The sequence below is a fragment of the Neorhizobium sp. NCHU2750 genome (genome assembly GCF_003597675.1).
In the GTDB taxonomy this organism is placed as follows: Bacteria; Pseudomonadota; Alphaproteobacteria; order Rhizobiales; family Rhizobiaceae; genus Neorhizobium.
Map to the genome: position 1 here is coordinate 243,486 of NZ_CP030827.1, position 19,607 is coordinate 263,092.

General features: G+C 61.0%; 19 protein-coding genes. 14 read left to right on the top strand and 5 right to left on the bottom strand.

All coding sequences use genetic code 11. From position 1 onward, the window contains the following. The first annotated feature begins 79 nt into the window (after window positions 1-79). From NCHU2750_RS01190 to visR, 14 genes are all read left to right on the top strand, one after another. Window positions 80-2,389 carry a cellulose synthase gene (locus NCHU2750_RS01190; RefSeq protein WP_119938785.1) on the top strand — a complete coding sequence of 770 codons (2,310 nt, stop codon included), beginning with the start codon at window positions 80-82 and terminating at the stop codon, window positions 2,387-2,389. Window positions 2,390-2,758: 369 nt separating this feature from the next. Further along, entirely contained in the window at window positions 2,759-4,363 is a 1,605-nt protein-coding gene (locus tag NCHU2750_RS01195; RefSeq protein ID WP_119942798.1) for a methyl-accepting chemotaxis protein, read from the top strand. Beyond that, complete coding sequence (locus NCHU2750_RS01200; protein ID WP_119938786.1) at window positions 4,363-4,656, top strand: STAS domain-containing protein; 294 nt, start codon at window positions 4,363-4,365, stop codon at window positions 4,654-4,656. The genes NCHU2750_RS01195 and NCHU2750_RS01200 overlap by 1 nt, the downstream gene beginning before the upstream one ends. Window positions 4,657-4,658: 2 nt before the next feature. Then, window positions 4,659-5,024, top strand: a complete 366-nt coding sequence (cheY1, locus tag NCHU2750_RS01205) for a chemotaxis response regulator CheY1 (protein ID WP_119938787.1) — start codon at window positions 4,659-4,661, stop codon at window positions 5,022-5,024. A gap of 16 nt (window positions 5,025-5,040) precedes the next feature. Beyond that, entirely contained in the window at window positions 5,041-7,272 is a 2,232-nt protein-coding gene (locus NCHU2750_RS01210; protein ID WP_119938788.1) for a chemotaxis protein CheA, read from the top strand. Between the two features lie 8 nt (window positions 7,273-7,280). Next, entirely contained in the window at window positions 7,281-7,766 is a 486-nt protein-coding gene (locus tag NCHU2750_RS01215; protein WP_119938789.1) for a chemotaxis protein CheW, read from the top strand. Beyond that, window positions 7,763-8,671, top strand: a complete 909-nt coding sequence (gene cheR / locus NCHU2750_RS01220) for a protein-glutamate O-methyltransferase CheR (protein WP_119938790.1) — start codon at window positions 7,763-7,765, stop codon at window positions 8,669-8,671. Before NCHU2750_RS01215 ends, cheR begins: the two co-directional genes overlap by 4 nt. After that, complete coding sequence (gene cheB, locus NCHU2750_RS01225; RefSeq protein ID WP_119938791.1) at window positions 8,668-9,717, top strand: protein-glutamate O-methylesterase CheB; 1,050 nt, start codon at window positions 8,668-8,670, stop codon at window positions 9,715-9,717. The genes cheR and cheB overlap by 4 nt, the downstream gene beginning before the upstream one ends. Next, entirely contained in the window at window positions 9,718-10,107 is a 390-nt protein-coding gene (locus tag NCHU2750_RS01230; RefSeq protein WP_119938792.1) for a response regulator, read from the top strand. Beyond that, window positions 10,104-10,661: a chemoreceptor glutamine deamidase CheD gene (cheD, locus tag NCHU2750_RS01235; RefSeq protein ID WP_119938793.1), complete on the top strand. Its 558-nt coding sequence runs from the start codon at window positions 10,104-10,106 to the stop codon at window positions 10,659-10,661. Before NCHU2750_RS01230 ends, cheD begins: the two co-directional genes overlap by 4 nt. Before the next feature lie 31 nt (window positions 10,662-10,692). Beyond that, window positions 10,693-11,082: a chemotaxis protein CheT gene (cheT, locus tag NCHU2750_RS01240; protein WP_119938794.1), complete on the top strand. Its 390-nt coding sequence runs from the start codon at window positions 10,693-10,695 to the stop codon at window positions 11,080-11,082. Between the two features lie 142 nt (window positions 11,083-11,224). Further along, window positions 11,225-12,898 (top strand): flagellar basal-body MS-ring/collar protein FliF, encoded by a 1,674-nt coding sequence (gene fliF, locus NCHU2750_RS01245; RefSeq protein ID WP_119938795.1) that lies wholly within the window; start codon window positions 11,225-11,227, stop codon window positions 12,896-12,898. Between the two features lie 312 nt (window positions 12,899-13,210). Next, complete coding sequence (visN, locus tag NCHU2750_RS01250; RefSeq protein WP_502703861.1) at window positions 13,211-13,933, top strand: transcriptional regulator VisN; 723 nt, start codon at window positions 13,211-13,213, stop codon at window positions 13,931-13,933. 12 nt (window positions 13,934-13,945) lie between these two features. Continuing rightward, on the top strand, window positions 13,946-14,692 hold the full coding sequence (visR, locus tag NCHU2750_RS01255) for a transcriptional regulator VisR (protein WP_119938797.1): 747 nt from the start codon (window positions 13,946-13,948) through the stop codon (window positions 14,690-14,692). Between the two features lie 34 nt (window positions 14,693-14,726). Here the strand turns inward: visR and flhB are convergent, their stop codons facing one another. The 5 genes from flhB to motA form a co-directional block, all read right to left on the bottom strand. Further along, on the bottom strand, window positions 14,727-15,809 hold the full coding sequence (gene flhB, locus NCHU2750_RS01260; RefSeq protein WP_119938798.1) for a flagellar biosynthesis protein FlhB: 1,083 nt from the start codon (window positions 15,807-15,809) through the stop codon (window positions 14,727-14,729). A 218-nt stretch (window positions 15,810-16,027) separates the two neighbouring features. After that, entirely contained in the window at window positions 16,028-17,074 is a 1,047-nt protein-coding gene (gene fliG, locus NCHU2750_RS01265) for a flagellar motor switch protein FliG (RefSeq protein ID WP_119938799.1), read from the bottom strand. Window positions 17,075-17,105: 31 nt separating this feature from the next. Further along, window positions 17,106-17,633, bottom strand: coding sequence for a flagellar motor switch protein FliN (gene fliN, locus NCHU2750_RS01270; RefSeq protein WP_119938800.1), 528 nt, complete (start codon window positions 17,631-17,633; stop codon window positions 17,106-17,108). 69 nt (window positions 17,634-17,702) lie between these two features. Continuing rightward, window positions 17,703-18,659, bottom strand: a complete 957-nt coding sequence (locus NCHU2750_RS01275) for a FliM/FliN family flagellar motor switch protein (RefSeq protein ID WP_245480440.1) — start codon at window positions 18,657-18,659, stop codon at window positions 17,703-17,705. Between the two features lie 5 nt (window positions 18,660-18,664). After that, window positions 18,665-19,537: a flagellar motor stator protein MotA gene (gene motA, locus NCHU2750_RS01280; protein ID WP_119938801.1), complete on the bottom strand. Its 873-nt coding sequence runs from the start codon at window positions 19,535-19,537 to the stop codon at window positions 18,665-18,667. Window positions 19,538-19,607 lie beyond the last annotated feature (70 nt).

Consider the following 19,607-nt stretch of genomic DNA (forward strand, 5'->3'; position numbering starts at 1 on the left):
ATTCTTTAACCATTCGAGTTCAAATCTGGGCTTGAAGACGCGTGCCTTGACATCTGGGCATACAAGGACCGGAGTGCATATGCGATTTTCGCTGATCTCGTTGGCAGCTTTCGGCGTGGCGGTAGCGGCAATTGTCGTCTTCGAGCGCCGGCCGGCTGTCGATTTCAACGATGTGACCGGCTCGCTGACGGCGACCGGCCCTGCATCTGCGGCGGACTTTTCGGCAGATGCCGAGCGGACCGGGCGGCTTTCGGCCTCGGCACCGGACCAGAAATACGCACGTGCTCCACTTGTCGTCGCCCAGGCGCAGCCATCTGCCGCTGCCGGATCGACACAGCCGTCCGAGATTGCCCAGGCCGCGCCACCGGCATCGCAGGCGGCAGGATCCGCCGTGCCAGCCGCAGGTAACTCGTCGTCCGCCGCACCGCAGGTCGACGAAAGCGCACTCCGTTATTTTGCTGCCCGCGGAGATACCGCTCGCCTGCAGGCCGAAATTTCCCGTCTGCGTGCGCTCTATCCGAACTGGACACCGCCGACCGACCCACTGGCCATCCGCCCGACGACCGATCCGCAGCTCGAGAACATGTGGCAGCTCTATGCCCAGTCGCGTTATGCCGATGTCCGCAAGGCGATTGCCGACCGCCAGGCAAGCGAGCCGAACTGGCAGCCGCCGGCGGATCTGCTCGACCGCCTGAAGCTTGCCGAGGCCCGTTCGCAGCTTACCGCGGCCTCCGACGCCAAGACCTATGACGAGGTGATCCGCATCGCGGCGGAAAATCCGACCTTGCTGACCTGCAGCGAAGTCGACGTTCTCTGGCGTCTGGCCGAAGCCTTTGCCGATACCGACCGCAAGGCCCGTGCCCGCGACGCCTATCTCTACATCTTGAGCAATTGCAGCGGCGCTCCCGAGCGTCTTGCAACCGTGCAGAAGGCAAGCCAGCTTCTGCCGCCCGATATGATCGACCAGTTGCTCGCCAAGGAGCGCACCGGTGCGGACGGCAAGCCGGAATTCGACAGTCTGAGAGATGATCTCGCCCGCCGCATGGTGGGCGACGGCAATACCGATCCCAAGCTGGTCGTGCCCGCAGCCTATCTGACGCGGCTCGAAAACCTCGCCGAAAAGGGCGATCTGGCGTCGGATTCGCTGCTGCTCGGCTGGTATTACTATCGCCGGGACAATCTCGGCGGTGCCGAACGCTGGTTCCGCAAGGCCTTCACCAAGGAAGAGACCGCGTCGGCGGCGCAGGGCCTGGCGCTCACCCTGACGCGCCAGAACTCGCCGCTCGAGGCCGAAAGCGTTCTCTACAAGTGGCGTGATGATTCGCCGGGTACCAAGGCTGCCTATATGGCGGCGGTCGCCAATCTGCTGGCCATCGACCCGCCGCCGATCCTGCAGGAACAGGTTCTTGGTCGCATGGCGACCGCTGTCATGGAGGCAAAGGATGCCGCTGCCGCCCAGCAGTTCGGCTGGTATGCCCGTTACATGCATCAACCGGCAACGGCCGCCCAGTGGTTCGCTGCGGCTCTCTCCTGGAAGCCTGACGACGAGCCCTCTGCCTATGGCCTAGTGCTGAGCCGCAACGATCTCGGCGACAAGACCGGCGTCGCGGCCATCCAGCGCGTCTGGGGTGGCCGTTCTGAGCGTATCGCCAATCTCGGCGAGGACGATAATCGCCGCGGCCGGCCGGGCCAGAGTTCTGTGGCGCAGAATTACGTGGCCCAGATCGATGGCCCGCAGGCGACCCGCCAGCCGGTTCAGCCCATCCAGCCACAGGCCTATGTCCGCGAGACCGCGCCTCGGTTGCCCGATGCCTATGCACCGACACCCGTTCAGCGCGCGGCCCCGCGTGTCCTTCGTGCCGCACCGGCCGTACCCGTGGCGCGCGGATGCTCCACGACGATCGATCCCCGCTTCCTGTCGCCCGAACAGGCGCTGACGCGGGGCTGGTGCCTGATGGACCTCAACCGCCCGCTCGAAGCCGTCCAGGCGTTTGATGCCGCAAGCCTCGCCTCAGCCCCTGCCGCGCGTTCCGATGCCGCCTACGGCAAGAGCCTTGCCTATCTGCGCGCCGGCCTGACCGACAAGGCTGCGGCTGCCGCCACGACCGCGCCGCAGAACAACACGCGGGCGGTGGAACTCCAGTCCGCCATCCTGTCCAACCGCGCCGTCAGCGCATTCAAGGCGGGACGTTACCAGGAGGCGCTGATCGCGCTCGACCAGCGAGCCCAGATCGTGCCGGAGCAGACCGATCTGATGAGCCTTCGCGGCTACGCCTATCTGCGGGCCGGCCGCCGGGCCGATGCGATGCGCATATTCGAGGCGCTCGCAAATCTCGGCAATCGCGACGGTCTGAGGGCACTTGCCGACCTGACGACACCCGGGCATTGAGCCGCCGAAACCGCTGATTGTATCGACCGCGTAACGGCACTTCCCGTGCCGCGACCTACACAGTCAGTCTGTAGCAAAACGGCGTCGTTCTACTATCCATTAACCTTCGGGCAAGGAATTAACCATACAAATTGGTTATCACGGTGGAATGGGACGACTGAGGTCTGCCCACCAGGCATGAAGCCGCCAAAGCCGTACCGGTATCAATCCGGTATCCTCTCATGAACAGTCAGAAAACCTGCGATGACCGCGTTTGCGCTGCACGGGATCACCATCTCCCGTGCCGGTCGAGTTCCGTTCGTCCCCGGTCCCTGACCGACATGAGTTTCTTACGCTGCACTTTCAGGCTGTGTGGTTTTGGGGACGGATTTGGTGCAGGACACGCCAAGCGATCAGATGCGACGTGGCCAGGCGGGCAGCCTTGGCGAGAGACTGGCATTTGCCGGCCTCGACGGCGATCTGCGCGATCTGCTCCGCCGCTGTCGCCCCCAGCTCGAAGGCCGTGTCAAGAATGGCCTGCGCGATCTCATGCACCGCCTGCAGGCCTCGCCGGAAGCGTCCCGCCATTTTGAAAGCGAACAGCAGGTCGAGCGACTGAGCGATCTTCAGTCCTCCCACTGGTCGGTTCTGACCGATGCCCGTTTCGACGCGCTCTATGCCGATCGCGTCAAGGTTCTCTCCGATACCGAAAGCCGCATGGGCCTCGACCCGCGCTGGCACATCGCCGGCCATTCGGTCGTCCTGGAACATCTCGTTCTCGGTGCCGTCGAAGACATGGCGCCACGCTCCTTCATGCCCGGCGCCCGCCGGCGCGAACAGGAACTGCGCGATCTGCTCGCCGCCATCATGCGCCTCGTCATGGTCGACGTCGAAATCGCCGTATCGCTGCGCTTCAACGAAATGCGCCAGAAGCATCAGCGCGCGCTCGCCGATCAGCGGACCGCCGACCAGGCCGAGGCGGTCGAGACGTTTTCCGCCGTCATCGCCGCACTTGCCGACCGCGATCTGACGGCAACGCTTCCCGGCGACATGCCGGATGCCTATCGCGAACTCGCCGACCTCCTGTCGCAGGCGATCGGCGGCATGCGCCAGTCCGTCGAGGCGATCGGCAGTGCCAATGCCCAGGCAGCCGGCATCGCCGCATCCATGTCCGGCAATGCCGCTACCTTCGCAGCCGCATCGGAAGAACAGGCCCGCCGCGCAGAGGCCGCCCACAAGGATCTTCATCAGCTTTCCGCACTTGTCCGGGAAAGCGTTGCCGGCACCTCGGTCGCCGAGAAGGCTGCCGTCGTGACGCGCCGCTCCGTCGAGGAAAGCGGCGAGATCGTCGGCCGCGCCATCAGTGCTATGTCCGATATCGAAAAGTCGGCCGAAAAGATCGGCGAGATCATCGGCGTCATCGATGAGATCGCCTTCCAGACCAATCTCCTGGCGCTGAACGCCGGAATCGAGGCCGCCCGTGCCGGCGATAGTGGCCGGGGATTTGCCGTCGTCGCCCAGGAAGTCCGGGGCCTTGCCCAGCGCTCGGCGGAAGCGGCCCGTGAAATCAAGACGCTCGTCACCGGCACCAAGGGGCAGGTCGATGCCGGCGTGCAGATGGTTCACCGCACCCAGACCGCGATCGGCAGCATTGTCGAGCAAGTCGGCGAGATCAATGATGCCATTTCGGGTGTCGCGCGCCGCACCGCCGAACAGGCGGACGGTCTCGGCCGCGTCACCCATGACATGGCCTCGCTCAGCCAAGACATGAGCGCCAATGCCAGCTTTGCCCGCAATTCGGGCGACAGCGCCGACGAACTCCACACCGTCATCCTGGAACTCGGACGCACCGTGCGCGAGTTCCGCATCGCCCGGCAGCGAAGCTTCGAAGACGGCTACGACGACCGCCGCCCGGCAGCCGTGGCTCATGAACGACACGACGCCCCGGCAGCGCTCGAGGCACAACCCTTTTACAAACTGCAAGGAAGACGCTGATGGCAGCACGCAAGGCAGCATCGGGAAGTCTGGCGCTCGCGCCGGTCCTCGACCTCAACGAAGCATCGGTGCTGCATGGCAAGTTGATGTCCATGCGCGGCAAGGGCATCGCCATCGATGCCTCCGCGGTGGAACGCGTCGGCGTGCAGTGCGCCCAGGTCCTCGTGGCCGGCGCCAGGGCATGGGCTGCCGACAAAAAGTCCTTTGAAATTGCGAAGTCATCCGACGCCTTCGCCAAGACGATGCAGCTGATTGGCATCGACGACGATAATTTGGTTGCTAAGGAGATCTAGCAATGAAGAAAAAAGTACTGACCGTGGACGATTCACGGACGATCCGGAACATGCTTCTGGTCACCCTCAACAATGCCGGTTTCGAGACCATTCAGGCCGAAGACGGCGTTGAAGGCCTCGAGGTTCTCGAAGGCTGCGAGCCCGATGTCATCGTCACCGACATCAACATGCCGCGCCTCGACGGCTTCGGCTTCATCGAAGGCGTTCGCCGCAACGAGAAGTACCGCGCCATCCCGATCCTGGTCCTGACCACCGAGAGCGATGCCGAGAAGAAGAACCGTGCGCGCCAGGCCGGTGCGACCGGCTGGATCGTCAAGCCTTTCGACCCTGCCAAACTCATTGATGCGATCGAGCGTGTAACCGCCTGAACCGGGAATTCTTCCGATGGATATGAACGAAATCAAAGAGATCTTCTTTCAGGAATGCGAAGAGCAGCTCGCTGAACTGGAATCTGGTCTTCTCAAGCTGAACGACGGGGATCGCGACCCCGAGACGGTCAATGCCGTGTTTCGCGCCGTTCATTCCATCAAGGGCGGCGCCGGCGCTTTCGGCCTGGAAGAGCTGGTCGCCTTTGCCCACGTCTTCGAGACGACGCTGGATTGCGTGCGCTCCAATAAGCTGGAGCCGAACCAGGACGTTCTCAAGGTCATGCTCAAATCTGCCGACGTGCTGGCCGACCTTGTCACCTGCTCGCGGGATGGCGGCAGCGTCGAGGAAAGCCGCACGCGCACGCTGGTGAAGGAACTGGAGGCCTTGGCCAATGGTGAAGCCCCGCCGGCAGCCGAAGCGCCGAAGGCTGCCAAGCCCGCTGCCGCCGCGGCACCTGCGCCGAAGCCGACCGACGACAGCGGTTTCCAGCCGATCCCCTTCACCTTCGACGATTTCGGCGGAGAGGAAGAGACCGAAGAGCAGTTCACCTACGACGTCACCTTCAAGCCCGCGCGCGAGCTTTATGCCAAGGGCAACGAGGCGGCGCTCCTGCTCAGGGATCTCTCCCGTCTCGGCGAGATGAGCATCGCCTGCAACATGGACCAGCTGCCTGCGCTGGAAAGCATGGATCCTGAAGCATCCTATTTCGGTTGGAAGATCTCGATCACCACGCCGAAATCAGAGGATGAGGTCCGCGCCGTCTTCGAATTCGCCGAATGGGATTGCGAGCTGGAAATTAAGCCGGCCGAAGCCTCCGAGGCCGAAGAGCTGCCGATGATCCCCGTACCTTTCGATCTTTCCGCGCTCGACGATGAGCCGGCGGAAGTGGTCGAGACGCAGCCGGAAGCGGTTGCAGCCGCAACCGCAGAGACAGCAGCCAACGTGACCAAGGCCGTCCATGCCGCGGTCGAAAAGAAGGAAAGCGCTGCCGCCGCTGCAGCTGCCGCCCAGAACAACGCCGCTGCCGCCGCATCCTCGGCCGGCCAGACGATCCGCGTCGATCTCGATCGCGTCGACCGCCTGATCAACCTTGTCGGCGAGCTTGTCATCAACCAGGCAATGCTCTCCCAGAGCGTCGTCGAAAACGACACGAACGGTACTTCGTCCATTAACATGGGTCTCGAAGAGCTGCAGCAGCTCACCCGCGAGATCCAGGACTCGGTCATGGCGATCCGCGCTCAGCCGGTCAAGCCGGTCTTCCAGCGCATGTCGCGTATCGTCCGCGAAGTGGCCGACATGGTCGGCAAGCAGATCCGCCTTGTCACCGAAGGTGAAAACACCGAAGTCGATAAGACGGTCATCGACAAGATCGCCGAACCGCTGACCCACATGATCCGCAATGCCGTCGACCACGGCATCGAGAGCCCGGAAAAGCGCGTAGCCGCCGGCAAGGATCCGGAAGGCACGATCAAGCTTTCCGCAAAGCATCGGTCCGGCCGTATCCTGATCGAACTGCAGGACGATGGCGGCGGCATCAACCGCGAACGCGTCAAGCAGAAGGCGATCGACAACGACCTGATCAGCCCGGATGCCAATCTGTCCGACGAAGAGATCGACAACCTGATCTTTGCACCGGGCTTCTCCACCGCCGACAAGATCTCCGACATTTCCGGCCGCGGCGTCGGCATGGACGTCGTCAAGCGGTCCATCCAGGCACTCGGCGGTCGTATCTCGATCTCCTCGCGTCCGGGTCTCGGCTCGACCTTCACCATGAGCCTGCCGCTGACGCTCGCCGTTCTCGACGGCATGGTCGTCACCGTTGCCGGCCAGACGCTGGTCGTGCCGCTGACGGCGATCGTCGAAACCTTGCAGCCGGAAGCATCCTCCATCCATTCCTTCGGCGCGAACCAGCGGCTCATCTCGATCCGCAACTCGTTCTGCCCGCTGGTCGATGTCGGCCGCATCCTGAATTTCCGCGCCAACCAGGCCAACCCGGTCGAAGGCGTCGCACTGCTGGTCGAGTCCGAGGGTGGTGGTCAGCGCGCGCTGATGGTCGATGCCATCCAGGGCCAGCGCCAGGTCGTCATCAAGTCGCTCGAGGCGAACTACACGCATGTCCCGGGTATCGCCGCGGCAACCATTCTCGGTGATGGACGCGTGGCTCTCATTCTCGATGTCGACGCCGTCGTGGGTGCCTCGCGCGGCCAGTCGCTGAAACCTGAAATGTCGCTGGCAGCAGCAGGATAACGGGATCGATGACCGTCTCTTATGCCGTAAAATCTCTTTCGCAGGGGTTCCGGGAGCTGATTGCCTTCCGGATCGGCGACCAGGAATTTTGCGTCAACGTCATGTCCGTCCGCGAAATCCGCGGATGGACCCAGGCGACCCCGATGCCGCACGCGCCATCATACGTGATGGGTGTGATCAACTTGCGCGGCGCGGTACTGCCTATCGTCGACATGTCTGCCCGGCTGGGCATGAAGGAAGCGGAACCGACGGCTCGCCACGTGATCATCGTCGCTCAGGTGAAGAGCAAGACGGTCGGTCTTTTGGTCGAGGCCGTTTCCGATATCCTTACGATTACCGACGATACTATCCAGCCTGTGCCGGAAATATCCTCCGATCTGGAAAAACAGTACGCGAGAGGGATCCTGGCCATCGACAAGCGGATGATCTGCCTGATCGAACTGGAAGCCCTGTTCCCCGAAAAAGCTCACGACAAGGAAAGTGAAGCTGCATGATGCCGTTGGGCGCGATTGATAGCCGGCAGTCCCCGGATGAGGTTCTGGCAAGCGGAGAATATCCGCTGACCCGCCGCGACCTCGCCGATATCGCTGCGATGATCTATGCGGATGCCGGAATCTATCTGAACGATTCCAAGGCCTCGCTCGTCTATTCGCGCCTGTCGAAGCATATTCGCAATCTCGGCCTGCGCGGCTTCCGCGAATACTGCACGCTTGTGGCTTCGCCTGAAGGTGCCCCGGTTCGGCGTGAGATGCTCTCGCATCTGACCACCAATTTCACCCGCTTCTTCCGCGAAAACCACCATTTCGAACATCTTCGCGACGAGGTTCTGCCGGGGCTCATCAACCGCGCCAAGTCTGGCGGCAGGGTTCGCATCTGGTCGGCCGCCTGCTCCGACGGGCAGGAACCCTATTCGATTGCGCTGACGGTGATGAGCCTCTTGCCGAATGCCGCCGATTACGATTTCCGCATTCTGGCCACCGACATCGATCCGAAGATCCTCGCCATCGCTCGTGCCGGTGCCTACGAGGAAGGAGCGCTCGAAAGCGTTTCGCCTGCCATGCGCAAGCAATGGTTCCGCGATGTCGACGTCAACGGTCGCCGCAAGTGCCAGATCGATGACCGGGTCAAGAAGCTGATCACCTTCAACGAGCTGAACCTGATGGCCCAATGGCCGTTCAAGGGCGGCTTCGACGTCATTTTCTGCCGTAACGTCGTGATCTATTTCGACGAGCCGACCCAGATGAAGATCTGGTCGCGTTTCGCTTCTCTGCTGCCGGAAGGCGGCCACCTCTATATCGGTCATTCCGAGCGCGTGTCGGGCGATGCCAAGCATCTCTTCGACAATATCGGCATCACCACCTATCGCTATATCGGCAAGCATGGAGGTCACCGCCCATGAGCGCCCCCGCACGCGTTCTCGTCGTCGATGACAGCCCCACGATGCGAGGCCTGATCACGGCCGTCCTCAACTCTGATCCGGATGTTGATGTTGTCGGCCAGGCCGGCGATGCGATGGAGGCCCGCGCCGCCATCAAGCAGCTCAATCCCGACGTCGTGACGCTGGACATCGAGATGCCCAACATGAACGGGCTGGAATTTCTCGAAAAGATCATGCGGCTGCGGCCGATGCCGGTCATCATGGTCTCGACCATGACCCATCACGGCGCCAATGCGACGCTCGCAGCGCTTGAGATCGGCGCCTTCGATTGCGTCGGCAAGCCGGCACCGGGGGATCGGCGCCCGTTCATGGATCTCGCCGAGAAGGTCAAGGCAGCGGCCCGTTCCGGCCGCAAATGGGCAACTGCGCCGACGCCAGCTCAGGTCGCTCCGCCACCATCGGTTCATGATTATCGCGTCGGTCGCAAGATTGTCGCCATCGGATCGTCGACCGGAGGCGTCGAGGCGTTGATCGCAGTGTTGCAGAAATTCCCGCAAAACTGCCCGCCGACGGTAATCACTCAACATATGCCTCCGACGTTTACCAAAAGTTTTGCTGAACGTCTTAATCGTATCTGCGCCCCTGTTGTGGAAGAAGCGACCGATGGCGCGCGTCTGGAGATCGGCAAGATCTACCTCGCGCCCGGTGGCGAACGTCACATGCAGGTGGCAAACCCGTCAGCGCCATGCTGCCGGCTGATTGAAAAGGACCCCGTCAACGGCCACCGGCCGTCGGTCGATGTGCTTTTCAACTCGGTCGCGGAATTGGCCGGCCGCAATGCGGTCGGTGTGATTTTGACTGGCATGGGGCGCGATGGGGCCTCCGGACTTCTGAAAATGCGCAGCGCTGGCGCCCGCACGATCGGACAGAACGAGAAGACCTGTGTTGTCTATGGGATGCCGAGGGTTGCCTATGAATTGGGGGCCGTCGAGCAACAACTTCCCTTGGGCTCCATTGGAGAAGAAGTTTTGAAATTAACTGCCGCCCGAAAAGAAGGTACCGAATAAATGTCTCTCGCTGAAAAAATCAAAGTTCTGATTGTCGACGATCAGGTCACCAGCCGTCTTCTGCTCAGCGATGCCCTGACACAGCTCGGCTTCAAGCAGATCACTTCGGCAGGTGATGGTGTGCAAGGCATGAAGATCATGTCCGAACAGCCCCACCACCTGGTCATCTCCGACTTCAACATGCCCAACATGGATGGCATCGGCTTCCTCCAAGCTGTGCGTTCCAACCCGACGACCAAGAAGGCAGCCTTCATCATCCTGACCGCGCAGGGCGACCGCGCGCTGGTTCAGAAGGCGGCCCAGCTTGGTGCCAACAACGTTCTGGCCAAGCCATTCACCATCGAAAAGATGAAGGCAGCCATCGAGGCTGTATTCGGAGCCCTTAAATGAGTGATGCCATCGCGGGCAGGCGCGTCCATATCATCCAGGGAGAGTACAAGGTCATCGACGACCCTGACGTCGTCCTGTCGACGATACTTGGCTCGTGCGTGGCCGCATGTCTTCGCGATCCCGTCGCCGGTGTCGGCGGGATGAACCATTTCCTGTTGCCAGGCTCGGGCGGGGCCATGGCATCGGGAGGTGACGCGACGCGCTACGGCGTGCATCTGATGGAACTGTTGATCAACGGTCTCCTGAAGAAGGGCGCCCGCCGCGACCGGCTCGAAGCCAAGGTCTTCGGCGGCGCAAAGACCATCGCCAGCTTCTCCAATGTGGGTGAGCAGAACGCGGCCTTTGCCATGCAGTTTCTGAGAGATGAAGGCATCCAGGTGGTCGGTTCGTCCACCGGGGGGGAGCACGGCCGCAAACTGGAATACTGGCCGGTCAATGGCCGGGCCCGGCAATATCCTCTCACCGGCGCCGAAACCCAGAGAACGGTCGCGCTCGAGCAGCGCCCGATACGTACACCACAGAAGCCGGTCGACAACTCGATCGAGTTCTTCTGATTTTCATTTTCAGCGATTTTCGGGGACTTGCATGAACGAGATAGTGAAGCCTGCGACTGAGCCCCTCGAAGAATCGCTACCGGAAATCCTGATGCGTCTGGTTTCCGAGCTGCATGATGTCGCCTATCTGATCGAGCGCGTCGAGCCCCAGATCGTGGAAGTGGGCGGCGCCGATATCCTCAATTCACCCGACGCGATGAAGGTGCTGCAGGGCATCGACCTTGCCGTCCAGAAAACCCGTGGACTGGCGGAATTCATCGATACCATCACCAGCGCCATCCCCGAACACTGGCGTGTCGACGTCTCGACGGCGCTCAGCCTGGTAAAGCTTGCCGACATGCAGAAATCGCTCGCAAGCGGCTTGCGCCACGGGCATTCTCAGCCGTTGAGCAAGGCAGCCGGCGACTTCGATTTCTTCTGATCTGACCGCAGGTCGCAAGGGTCAGGACCCGGCCACCCCATCTCCAAACATTCCATATTGCCGAAATGCTCGCACAAGCTTCGCATCCTAGGGTGCGCTCGGGCAGAAGCTCTATAACCGTGTTCGGCGATGTGGGAACAGAATGAATCTGTTAGCTCAATTTTCACAAATTTTTAAAAATCTGGCGTCACTTGGTCAGACAAGACTTATTGCCATGGGCGCTGCCGCCGCGATTTCCATCGCGATTGTCGTTGCAGCGGCGATGTTTGTTAATAAGCCTGCTTACGAGACGCTGTATGTGAACCTTGAGACCAGTGATCTCAATCAGGTCAGCATGGCGCTAGCCGAAGCGAACATGGACTTCGAAGTCGGTTCGGACGGCAAGAGCATTCAGGTCCCGGTCGGCAATACCGGCAAGGCACGCCTTCTGCTTGCAGAAAAGGGCCTGCCCAACAGCAGCAATGCCGGCTACGAGCTTTTCGATAATGTCGGTTCCCTCGGCTTGACCTCCTTCATGCAGGAAGTGACCCGCGTCAGAGCCCTGGAAGGCGAAATCGCCCGCACCATCGAGCAGATCAGCGGCATCTCGGCCGCCCGTGTCCACCTCGTCATGCCCGATGTCGGCAATTTCCGCCGTGCCCAGCAGAAGCCCACGGCTTCGGTGATGATCCGCGCCAATTCCTCCACCGGCCGCAAGGCCGCATCGTCGATTCGCCACCTCGTCGCTTCCGCCGTTCCCGGGCTTGATGTCGAAGACGTCACTATTCTCGATTCCACCGGCCAGTTGCTTGCCTCTGGAGATGACGGCAGCAACAATCAGCTGAACCGCTCGCTCGGCATCGTCCAGTCCGTCCAGTCGGAAATCGAATCGAACATCGACAAGGCGCTGGCTCCGTTCCTCGGCATGGACAATTTCCGTTCCAGCGTCACGGCATCGCTCAACACCGACAGCCAGCAGATCCAGGAAACCACCTACGATCCGAATTCGCGCGTCGAACGTTCGGTTCGCACGACCAAGGAAAACTCGCAGTCGCAGCAGGCTTCGGAAGACAACGCCGCGACAGTGGAGCAGAACGTTCCCCAGGCTGCCCCCCAGCAGGGTGGCAACAATGGTCCGAAGTCTTCCGACCAGTCCGACAAGCGTGAAGAACAGACCAACTACGAAATCAACCAGAAGACCGTTGCGACGACCCGCAACAGCTATCAGATCGACAAGGTCTCGATTGCCGTCGTCGTCAACAAGGGCCGCATTGCCAAGATGGTCGGCGAACCGGCCGACCAGGCAAAGATCGACGCCTATCTGGCTGAAATGCAGAAGATCGTCGCCTCGGCTGCCGGCATCAGCACCGATCGTGGTGATGTGGTGACCGTCACCGCCATGGATTTCCTCGACAACCAGCTGCTCGACGAAACCGACACTGGCCCTGGCCTGATGGACGTGCTGACCCGCAATGCCGGTGGCATCATCAACTCGCTCGCCTTCCTCGCGGTTGCATTTCTGGTCGTCTGGCTTGGCCTTCGTCCGATCATCCGCACCGTCACCGGCACAGGCAAGTCCAGCGAGACGCTGGCCGAGGGCGCCGGTCTCGAACTGCCCGACTTCTCGCCGGCCGGTGGAGCTCCCGCTCTCATGGATGGCTTCGGCTCGGATTTCGGCTTCGACGGCAGCAGCGATCTGTTGGGCGAGGAAGAGGCGGATGGCTTCAACCGCCGCGTCAAGGAAGGCCCGGAAAAGCGTCTTGCCCGCATGGTCGAGATCTCCGAAGAGCGGGCTGCCAAGATTCTCCGCAAATGGGCCTTCGAAAAGGCCGCCTGATCGGCGCTCACGAAAATATGATGATGAAAGGCCGGGCATGTTCCCGGCCTTTTCCTATGTTCTGGCTAAGGCTTTCCCCGTTTATTACTGGCCAAAATGCGACACGTGGATCGCAATTGGGGAAATCTCCGCCGCAGGCGATGGCAAATGTGAGTGCATCTCCTAAGATACGCCATGATTCGTTGACGGGCCCCGCGGGCCATCGATTCGAGATTTGCAGCATGTATCGGCGTACGGGATAAATGGATAGACTTCTCCAGGCGAGGTCGTAATCCACGCAGCAGGAGCAGATAACGAATGGAGTTATCGGGCATGGATGTCACGGCGCAAGGCCGCTCCGTTCCGGAGGCAACAGACGCTCGTTCTCTGTCTCGCGCACAATTGGCCCGCCGTTTTTCGGCCCTTGCCGGAGCCGACAATCTCCAGGTGATCATGCGGCTGCTTGCAGATCATGTCGGTGCTTCGCATTTCCTCCTCGTCCGCTATGACCTGATCCAGGAACATGGGCTCGATTTCATCGTCACATCCAACTGGCCATTCGACCTGGTCCGCCGGCTGGGTGCCGAACTGGCAAGCGGCTATGCCCGCTCCACCGAGCTGGAGAAATGTTTCTCCGTTCTGGCGCCGACTTTCTCGCTGTTGCCGGACGACGTCGTGCTGCCCGACAGGATCAGTCGCCAGTATTGCTCCCTGACCTTTTGCGTCGGACGCACGCGCTTTTCTCTCATGTTTCTGTTCCAGGAGGGCATCATCCTCTCCCAGGAGCAGTTGAAGGAGGTCGGGTTGCTGGCCGCCTATGGCGCAAGTTTCGTGGAAAGCGTCGAATCGCGCACCGAACGTGACTTCGAGCTCACCGAGCGCGAGCTCGAATGTCTCTTCTGGATCGCCGAGGGCAAGACCAGCGACGAGATTGCGGTGATCCTCGGGATCTCGCGTAACACCATCAACAACTACATCACCAGCGTGATGCGCAAGACGGCGACGAAAACCCGCTCCGAGGCGATTGCCTACGCGGTTCGCAACAATCTGGTTTAGGGCGGCGATTGCATGGGGTATTCACGAGGCGGAACTGCTGACGGGCCGGGGAGCATCCAGTACCTGCGTCTTCAGCGCGGCTCGAGCCGGTCCGACATTTTCCCCAAGCTGATTGCCATGCAGAAGAGCCTGAAGGCTCGGAACTTCGCCGTTTTCCGGATTACCGGCGCAGGCTTGCCGAACAAGCGCAAGCTGGTCTGCGAACTGGAAAACTGGGGCACGGGTGCTGGCGAAGAGCGGGTGCGCCTGCTGCATGAGGTCGAGGACATCCTGCTCGATCATATTGAAATGTCGCTTCTGCCGCTGATCTGGAATGGTTCGGGTGCCGCAAGTGTCGCGAATGCGGGCGAGTTTGCCCCGCTGATCCGCAGGCTGGAGCCGACCGGACTGTCTTTCGCCGGTCTGGTCTTCCCGGTGCGTCTCGGCGCTCTTGGAAACGGGTATGTGGCATTTTTCGGTGACCAGCTTGAGTTGACGGCCGATCTCGTTATCGAGCAGCACGTTCACAGTAGCCAGATCATGATGGACTTGCTCGCGCTCGACGAGCGTCGCAGCGTGCCGTCCGAATCGCTGAGCGAGCGCGAGATAACCTGCCTTCAATTGGCGGGTGACGGGCGAATAAGCGAAGAGATTGCCGAAAAGCTCGGCCTCTCCGTCCACACCGTCAACGCCTATCTCGGATCCGCGACGATCAAGCTCGACTCGGTCAACCGCATCCAGGCGATCGCCAAGGCAATCCGGCTCGGCTATATCACCTGACCCGGCCTGAGCTCACGGCCGAAAGACCGGGCCGTCAACGACGCTGGCCGCGCCTTGCCCTCAACGCATAGACCTTGTGAATGAGTTCCGCGACCGCCTTGTAGAACGGCGGCGGGATGATGCCATCCACGGTAACCTGCGCAAACATCGAGCGCGCCAGCGGCGGATCCTCGAAGATCGGGATGTTGTTGGCTTCGGCAACTTCGCGGATCTTCAACGCGACGAGGTCCTGCCCCTTCGCGAGGACCACCGGGGCATCGCTTTCCCCCTGGGCATAACGGAGTGCCACGGCGTAATGCGTCGGGTTGGCGATGACGAGTGTTGCACGGGGTACGTTGGCCATCATCCGGCGCCGCGCACGGTCGCGGCCGATGGAACGGATGCGGGCCTTGACGATCGGATCGCCTTGGGACTGCTTGAACTCGTCCTTCACTTCCTGTTTGGTCATCCGCATCATCGTGTACCAGTGATGCCGGGTCCAGAAAAAGTCGGCGACCGCCACGATGGCGGTGGCGAAGAGGATCACGATCATGATCTTCTTCATCACGCGCATCATCGTCACGATGATCACCTGCGGATCGGAAAAGAGCGCATCGATCGATCGGAAATAATCGTTGTGCAGGATGACGACCATGATGATCGACACAATGATGATCTTGAAAAGTGACTTGCCGAACTCGACCAGGCCCTGAACGCTGAACAGACGGCCCCAGCCCTTGACGATCGAGATCCGCTCGGCCTGCGGCGTGATCCGTTTGAGCACGAATTGCGGCATGTGCTGTGCCACGTTCGAGCCGATGCCGAAGGCGATGAACAGCACGGCAACAGGCAGCAGCATTCCACTCACGTCCCAGGCAAGCCGCACGGCCAGCGAGACGAGGTCGCTCGCCGATTGGATCGTCCATTGATCCGGCTCTTCGAAAATGTCACGCAGCGTCTCTGCAAGGCGTGCCGCGCCCTTTGGCAGGAAGAACACGAGGTAGATGTAGAAGGCGAGAGCCGAGGCGAATATCGGGACTTCGCGGGACGTGGGGATATTGCCCTCGGCAAACGCGTCCCGAATCTTTTTCTCGGTCGGGGCCTCTGTTTTACTGTCCTTGTCCTGATCGTCTGACACGAGCGTCTTCCTGGCGGTCTGCGCGCGACAACGCGAACGGTTCTTTCCAAAAACCCTAGTCCTGTGGCCGCAGACGGGCAATCGCGCGGCAGGCGGGCAGGGGCGTTTTCAACAGCGATTGGTGACGTCTTTACCCACAAACGCATAGACCCGAAAATCGCTGCCGATTTTCGGGTCTATTGCTCGTTTTCGTGCCCTCAGGCGTCGATCGTGGAGGATCAGGCGGCTGCGCCGGCGTCCTCTGCTTCCTTTTCCTTGAGCATGATCTGCCCGGAATTGGCCAGCCTGAGTGCTTCCTGCGCGATGGCGCGGCGGGCAATCGCGATTTCGCGCGGATTGGTGCCGGGCGTTTCGACCTGCAGGTCCGATTCGATCATGCGGCGCGCGCGCGGGCTGAGCGACGACAGCACGCTTTCGCGAAGCGCCGGCGACGATGTCCGGAGCGCCATGGTGATGACTTCGCCGGAAATGTCGTTGAGCAGCAGGACGCGGCTGCGCTGCGGCATGAGCAGGATGTCGTCGAACAGGAAGATCTTCGGGCGAACCTTGTTGACGGCCTCCTGGCTGATCTCCTCGAGCGAGGTGAGCAAGGTGTCGACATCGGGCTTGGTCAGTTCGTTCATCAGTTCGGCAACCTTGATCGGGCCGGCCGAATTCTTCTCGCGCTCGATCTCGCTGATCAGGTCGACGACCTTGTTCTCGATGATCTGGGCGGCCTTCGGGTTGACGTTCTTCAGGTTGACCGTACGGTTCATGATGTCGGCGCGCTGGCCATCGGGCAGCTTCAGAAGCACCTTGGCACCGAAGCCGGAAGGCAGCATCGACAGGATATAGGCAACCGTCTGCGGATGCTCGCGCAAGAGGAAGGCGGCAATGAAATCCGGCTCGGCTTCCTGCAGCCTGTCCCAGATGGATTCTTCATAGGACTGGAAGGCCATGCGGCGGCCAAGCAGCCCGTCGACTTCTTCGGGGGTAAGACCGGCCTCGAGAATGCTCTCGATGACCTTGGCATTGTCCATAAGGCCCGCGCCTTCGGTGAACAGGTCCTCGAACTCGTTGACCAGCTGTCCAAGCTCGTTCGGCGGAATGGTGCGCAGGGTCTGCGCTGCGGCGATGATCGCCTGCAGTTCCGCTTGGGTGAAATATTTGAGCAGCTTTCCGGCGACATTCTTTCCCATGGCAAGCAGCACAGCCGCTGCCTTTTCCGCCTGGGAAAGAGGTTTGTCTGTCAATGCCCCGCCGCCGAAGTCTTCAAAGTCCATCATGGTCTTTTCCTCTTTGCTTCAGACGTCAGGATCAGGATGTCCTGGAGCTCATGACTTCGATGAGCTTTACGCCGAAGCGGGTATCGTCGTCTTCGAGAACGGTGATCTCTCCACGAGCGATGCGGCGGCCGTTGACCGTGATGTCAACCGGTTCGCCAATCTTCTTGTCGAGCGCCACGACGGCACCCTCTTGCAGGTTCATCAGATTGGACACTGAAATACGACTCGTTCCAAGCACAACATGAACATCAATCGGGATATCCATGATCAGGTCAAGGTTCGTATGCAGGCCTGAGCCGGCTTTCCCACCCGTATCTCCGGCCGGGAAGTCGAAATCGCCGCCCGCGCCGGCGTCACTGCCGAAGGAGGGCAGTTCCGGGCTGGTTTCGGCGCCGGCGGGGAAGTCGAAGCCGAAACTGTCGTCGGCCGAAGGCGCGGTGCCATCGGCGTCATGCTTCATCACACCACGAAGGTCGTTGACCGCGTTGTCGAAGTCAAAGTCCGAACCTGATGTGTCCAGTGCGTTGTCTTCCGTCGAAGCTGTTTTCTTTGTCGCCATGAAATTAGCATTCCCGTTCCAAATTTATCGGCCACCGGCCTCGTCGCCCGGTCGCAGAACTCGCCTGCGTCAGCCGAGCAAATGTTTCAAAATGTCGTTTTCGTTGCTGACATTTTCCTTGACGCGAACCGTGTAGTTTTCGCCGCTCCTGCCGAACTCGCAATTATACATCTCGCGCCCGTTGGCGCTCACGTCGACGACGATCTCCTCGCTGTCGCGGAAGGCGATGACGTCGCCCGCCACCAGTTTCGAGATCGTTGCCAGAGTGAGGGCCTCCAGCGGGATCTTCGCCTCCAGCGTCACGCGCGAGCGGCGGACCTGCTCGGACATGCTTTCCGTCCACTTCTCGTGGTCGCGGGAAAGCTCGCCCTTGGGCTTTGGAAGCGTCACCGTGGTCTTCAACAGATATTGCTGCGGAATGACGAGGAAGAAGTCCGAGGTCACCTTGCCGAGCTTGATGCCGATGCGGATCGAGACGGCGAACGGATCGGCCGCGTCTTCCTCAGGCTTCAGCCGTGCATCGGCATTGTGCGGTGGCTCGATCGAAGGCTCGAAGCCGCCTGGTGCGTTGACACCCGAGCGCAGCACCTGGGCAATCTTGTCGAAGACCACCACGGAAAGCTCCAGTTCGATCTGCGAAAGCTGCCGCGTCGGCGGCTGGAAGATGGTTTCGGGCATGGCACCGAGCAGGGTCTCCATCATCGTGATGACGAAGGCGTTGCCGCAGGCGATGACGAAGTTCGGGCACCAGTTGCGAAGGGTGGCATCCACCAACGCGACATTGTCGCCGAGCGCGCCGACGAGTTCGCTCATCACGCCCGACTGGTAGCCTTCGTAGGAAATCTCCACGCCAAGCCCGAGCTCGCTCTGCAGCACGTCGGGCAGGAAGGCGAGGTAGAGGCTGCCGAAATCCTGGCTCAGCCGCTCCAGCGTCTTTTGGTCGCCGAGCGAGCCGGTCAGGCGGGCAAGAAGCGCCCGTCCCATGGCCGGCTGCTGTTGCGAAGCTTGGGGATTGCTGTTCTGCATGATCGTCACGCTGCCTTCGTGTCGCCGCCGGGTTTCATCATTTCCTGCTCGACCGAGTCGATCGAAGGACGGTCGGACGAGGAGATCGTCTTGCGGCCGTATTCAAGCGCCACCTGCGGTACGGAGCCGTTCATGTAGGCAAGCAGGGTCTGCTTGACGATGATATAGAGCCGATGCTGCTTGGTCCGCACGATCTTGATCTGCGACACGAGCGGGTTGCAGAGGCAGTAGGAAAGGAAGATGCCGAGCATCGTGCCGACCAGTGCCGAGCCGATCAGGCCGCCGAGCACTTCCGGCGATTCATTGATATGGCTCATGGCCTTGATGACGCCGAGAACGGCGGCGATAATACCGAGTGCGGGGAAGGCGTCGCCCATCAGCTGGATCGCGTGATAGGGCTTCAGCCGGTCATGCAGGATGGTTTCGATTTCCTCGTCCATCAGCGCCTCGATCTCGTGCGAGCGGGCATTGCCGATGATGATCAGTCGAACGTAATCGCAGATGAACGCCGTCAGCTCGGTATCCTTGAGAACCATCGGGGCGGACTGGAAGATCGAGGATTCCTGCGGATTGTCGATATGCGCTTCGATTTCGTTACGCGACTTCGTCCTCAGGTCACGCATCAGCGAGTAGAGAACGCCGAGCACTTCCAGATAGGCCTTTTCCTTCGGCACGGCACCCTTGAAGGCCTCGCCGATCGCCTTGCCGGAATCCTTCAGCACCTTCATCGGATTGGCCATGACGAAACTGCCGACACCGGCGCCGCCGATGACCATGAGCTCGAACGGCTGCATCAACAGGCCCACATGGCCGCCCATGGCCATGAAGCCGCCAATGATACAGCCAACGGTGATTACCAATCCGATAATAAGATTCATAGTAAGCTCGCATCCAACGCTTTTGCTTGAATAGACTGATAAGGCGTCTGCCTTGCGTGAGACTGTTGTG

Coding starts and splice junctions, on each gene's coding strand:
- motA (WP_119938801.1), bottom strand. CDS start 19,537: ATGAATCTTATTATCGGATTGGTAATCACCGTTGGCTGTATCATTGGC.
- cheR (WP_119938790.1), top strand. CDS start 7,763: ATGATGCCGTTGGGCGCGATTGATAGCCGGCAGTCCCCGGATGAGGTT.
- visR (WP_119938797.1), top strand. CDS start 13,946: ATGGGGTATTCACGAGGCGGAACTGCTGACGGGCCGGGGAGCATCCAG.
- cheT (WP_119938794.1), top strand. CDS start 10,693: ATGAACGAGATAGTGAAGCCTGCGACTGAGCCCCTCGAAGAATCGCTA.
- fliN (WP_119938800.1), bottom strand. CDS start 17,633: ATGGCGACAAAGAAAACAGCTTCGACGGAAGACAACGCACTGGACACA.
- cheY1 (WP_119938787.1), top strand. CDS start 4,659: ATGAAGAAAAAAGTACTGACCGTGGACGATTCACGGACGATCCGGAAC.
- NCHU2750_RS01200 (WP_119938786.1), top strand. CDS start 4,363: ATGGCAGCACGCAAGGCAGCATCGGGAAGTCTGGCGCTCGCGCCGGTC.
- visN (WP_502703861.1), top strand. CDS start 13,211: ATGGATGTCACGGCGCAAGGCCGCTCCGTTCCGGAGGCAACAGACGCT.
- fliF (WP_119938795.1), top strand. CDS start 11,225: ATGAATCTGTTAGCTCAATTTTCACAAATTTTTAAAAATCTGGCGTCA.
- NCHU2750_RS01215 (WP_119938789.1), top strand. CDS start 7,281: ATGACCGTCTCTTATGCCGTAAAATCTCTTTCGCAGGGGTTCCGGGAG.
- NCHU2750_RS01275 (WP_245480440.1), bottom strand. CDS start 18,659: ATGCAGAACAGCAATCCCCAAGCTTCGCAACAGCAGCCGGCCATGGGA.
- NCHU2750_RS01210 (WP_119938788.1), top strand. CDS start 5,041: ATGGATATGAACGAAATCAAAGAGATCTTCTTTCAGGAATGCGAAGAG.
- NCHU2750_RS01230 (WP_119938792.1), top strand. CDS start 9,718: ATGTCTCTCGCTGAAAAAATCAAAGTTCTGATTGTCGACGATCAGGTC.
- fliG (WP_119938799.1), bottom strand. CDS start 17,074: ATGATGGACTTTGAAGACTTCGGCGGCGGGGCATTGACAGACAAACCT.
- NCHU2750_RS01190 (WP_119938785.1), top strand. CDS start 80: ATGCGATTTTCGCTGATCTCGTTGGCAGCTTTCGGCGTGGCGGTAGCG.
- cheB (WP_119938791.1), top strand. CDS start 8,668: ATGAGCGCCCCCGCACGCGTTCTCGTCGTCGATGACAGCCCCACGATG.
- cheD (WP_119938793.1), top strand. CDS start 10,104: ATGAGTGATGCCATCGCGGGCAGGCGCGTCCATATCATCCAGGGAGAG.